Here is a 2,924-nt window from a genome sequence, read left to right as displayed (position 1 = left end):
CCCCACTCCCCATTCCCTACCCCCAAAATCTCGTGGTTGAACAACAAAATCAAGAACCAGAAATTCCCAACTTGACACGCACCCAAGTATTAGTAGCTATGGGAGTGACTGCAATCCTATTATGGATAGTCGCCAAAGTATGGTTAACCTATGGCAATTTTTACTTATTAAGATGGTACTGGTCAGCAACAGATGTATTCTTAGGATTAGGGCTAGGGTTGATCATCATCGCCTTAAGTGGTTTAGCTTATCGCTTTTACCCTGCCTATCGTCAAAGCGCCGATTATTATCTGGACATAGTACTCAAGCCTTTAGCTTTACCCGATTTGATTTGGCTGGGCTTACTCCCGGCGTTAAGTGAAGAACTTTTATTTCGGGGTGTGATGCTGCCAGCTTTAGGCTTAGATAATGTAGCTGTGATTGTCTCTAGTCTAGCCTTTGGTATTTTGCATCTCAGTGGTCCCCAACAATGGCCTTATGTGATTTGGGCAACTATCATTGGCTTAATGCTGGGGTTTAGTGCCTTGTTAACTGGTAACTTGTTAGTGCCAATTGTTGCCCACATGATCACAAATTGGATTTCTGGTTTTTTTTGGAAGTTCAACCAAATGAAAAGTGCTTAAAATTTTGTTTACGGGGATTCAAACCCCCGTGGATATTTTGCTCAAAATATGGATAGATAGGACTAAAGTTTTCACTACTATCTTATTACCCTTGTTGCTCTAACCAGTTGATTAAGTCATCTAAAGTTTGCAAATCAAAAATTGCGTCTGCTAGACTTTCGATTTGTGGTGAAGATAATTCATTAATTCGGCTTTCTATAGCAGGGGGAATATCATTAAATCGCCGCTTTAGTAGTTTTTTAACAATTTTTTGTTCTCCTTGTTCAATGCCCTTTTCAATGCCCTTTTCCATCCAACTAGTCACTATTTCCATGATTTTTTCCTCTTCAATTAAATTAGCTTGGTGTAGTTCAGAGTTTAATTCTTGCTCTTCAGTTGTGTTTAATTTTAGATAGGTGTCAATAAAACCAGAAATTAATTCTATTTTAGCAGGGTTTAATTGCAGCGTAACTAACATCCTTAAGCATTCTAGCTTAACTTTAATTCTCTCTTCTGGTTGAAAGTTCATTTTTGCCATTAAGGCGGCAGCTACGGGATTTGGTTTGTTTAAAAAACTTCGCCAGTTGAGATTATTTAATTGAATGGCAACATAGTTAAATTCTAAAATCTTGCGATGGGGAAAGTTAACTACATAATTCGTAATTGATAATTCGTAATTCGTAGTTAGAATCAGTGGGAGCTTGTACCCAAATAATTACGAATTACGAATTACGAATTAGTAATTATTTGGACTGATTTCCCGTGCCGCAGCTAGGGCGATCGCCTGTGGTAAAATTCGATGTTCCTGAATTTGAATCCTGGCATGGAGTGTTTCGGATGTGTCGTCTGGGAAAATCGGCACAGCTGCTTGGATTAATATCGGGCCGCTGTCTACTTCCAAACACACTAAATGTACTGTACAGCCAGTAATTTTGACTCCAGATGCTAAAGCTTGTTCTACAGCATTAATACCTTTAAAACTCGGCAACAAACTGGGATGAATATTAATGATCTTGTCTGTAAAGGCATCAATTAACACTGGTGTCACCAAACGCATCCAACCAGCCATAATTACCCAATCAACATCATACTGCTGCAAAGTCTTGACAATTTGCTGATCAAATGCTTCCCGGCTGGTGTAATCGCGGTGATTTAATAAGACAGCTTCCACACCTCTATTAGCCGCCCGGATAGGAGCTTTCGCTAAGGGGTTATTATAAACTAAAACTTGAATTTGAGCGTTTAATTGCTCATTGGCGATCGCTTGAGCAACAGCTTCAAAATTACTGCCACTACCAGAAGCCATAATCCCCAGTTTTAAAGGAGTGCTTTGGGAAGATGGGCAATTGCTCAGACTAGGAGCAACCAGGCTAACGGTAGAATCAGGGCGGAGAGTCATAAAAAAGAGGAAAAATTATAAATGCCAAAAACAGATACTAAGTCCTGGTTAGATAATGATACATTTGCGGCTTGGACTTTTCTTTCCCCAGCACTGATTTTACTCAGCATCTTCATCATTTGGCCTATCGCTTATTTGTTCTACCTCAGTTTTACGACTGGAAGTTTCACCTCATCAGGTACGACTTGGGTAGGTTTGAGAAATTATTGGCGCTTGCTACAGACCCCTGATTTTTGGCAAGTTTTGGGTAACACCATTTATTTTACCGTTGCCACAGTCATTCCTAGCTTAGTGATTCCCTTGGGACTAGCAGTGCTATTAGACAAATCTCTTGCCTTGCGGGGACTGCTGCGGAGTGCCTATTTTCTGCCCTCAATTATCTCCCTGGTAGCGGCTGGTTTAGGCTTTCGCTGGCTATTTCAAACCGATGGACCAGCAAACGCATTTTTAGATTTATTTGGCATTGCACCCATTCCTTGGCTAGGAAGTACAGTTTGGGCGATGCCGGTACTAATTGTCTTGAGTATTTGGAAGCAATTGGGCTTTAATATGGTGGTATTCTTAGCAGGATTGCAAGCAGTTCCTCCCAGTCGCTATGAAGCAGCAGAATTGGATGGGGCAAATGCTTGGCAGCAGTTTTGGCACGTCACCCTGCCCGGATTGCGTCCTACGATGATATTTGCTACCGTCACCACAGCTATTTTTACATTACGCAGTTTTGAACAGGTTTATGTAATTACAGGTGGTGGACCCCTCAATTCTACCAACTTGCTGGTTTACTACATTTACCAAGAAGCATTCGCACAATTTGATTTTGGTTACGCCGCCGCAGCCGCCACAGTATTGTTAGCCGTTACCTTAGTCTTTGTGTATTTGCAGTTACAAACTTGGGGCGATGAGTAAGAGGCAGGGGGAAGAGGCAG

Annotated in this window: 4 protein-coding genes; 2 read left to right on the top strand and 2 right to left on the bottom strand. The window is 41.3% G+C overall.

Features of this window, described 5'->3' with window-relative positions; translation table 11 throughout:
- The first annotated feature begins 32 nt into the window (after window positions 1–32).
- Window positions 33–623: a CPBP family glutamic-type intramembrane protease gene (locus tag AACX33_RS05265; protein ID WP_193998094.1), complete on the top strand. Its 591-nt coding sequence runs from the start codon at window positions 33–35 to the stop codon at window positions 621–623.
- An 85-nt stretch (window positions 624–708) separates the two neighbouring features.
- On the opposite strand, the gene AACX33_RS05260 is transcribed toward AACX33_RS05265, so the two are convergent.
- Window positions 709–1,131 carry a DUF4351 domain-containing protein gene (locus AACX33_RS05260; protein ID WP_227789454.1) on the bottom strand — a complete coding sequence of 141 codons (423 nt, stop codon included), beginning with the start codon at window positions 1,129–1,131 and terminating at the stop codon, window positions 709–711.
- A gap of 207 nt (window positions 1,132–1,338) precedes the next feature.
- Window positions 1,339–2,001 carry a phosphoribosylglycinamide formyltransferase gene (purN, locus tag AACX33_RS05255; RefSeq protein WP_193998093.1) on the bottom strand — a complete coding sequence of 221 codons (663 nt, stop codon included), beginning with the start codon at window positions 1,999–2,001 and terminating at the stop codon, window positions 1,339–1,341.
- 21 nt (window positions 2,002–2,022) lie between these two features.
- Here purN and AACX33_RS05250 point away from each other — a divergent pair, with 21 nt between their 5' ends.
- Window positions 2,023–2,904 carry a carbohydrate ABC transporter permease gene (locus tag AACX33_RS05250; RefSeq protein ID WP_193998092.1) on the top strand — a complete coding sequence of 294 codons (882 nt, stop codon included), beginning with the start codon at window positions 2,023–2,025 and terminating at the stop codon, window positions 2,902–2,904.
- Window positions 2,905–2,924 lie beyond the last annotated feature (20 nt).

Source organism: Nodularia sp. LEGE 04288, assembly GCF_963896525.1.
Classification (GTDB): Bacteria; Cyanobacteriota; Cyanobacteriia; order Cyanobacteriales; family Nostocaceae; genus Nodularia.
The sequence above is the reverse complement of the archived record's forward strand: the minus strand, read 5'-3'. Positions and strand labels throughout refer to the sequence as shown.

Excerpts from the sequence above, each read along its gene's own strand:
- AACX33_RS05260 (WP_227789454.1), bottom strand. The coding sequence starts at position 1,131 with ATGAACTTTCAACCAGAAGAGAGAATTAAAGTTAAGCTAGAATGCTTA.
- purN (WP_193998093.1), bottom strand. The coding sequence starts at position 2,001 with ATGACTCTCCGCCCTGATTCTACCGTTAGCCTGGTTGCTCCTAGTCTG.
- AACX33_RS05250 (WP_193998092.1), top strand. The coding sequence starts at position 2,023 with ATGCCAAAAACAGATACTAAGTCCTGGTTAGATAATGATACATTTGCG.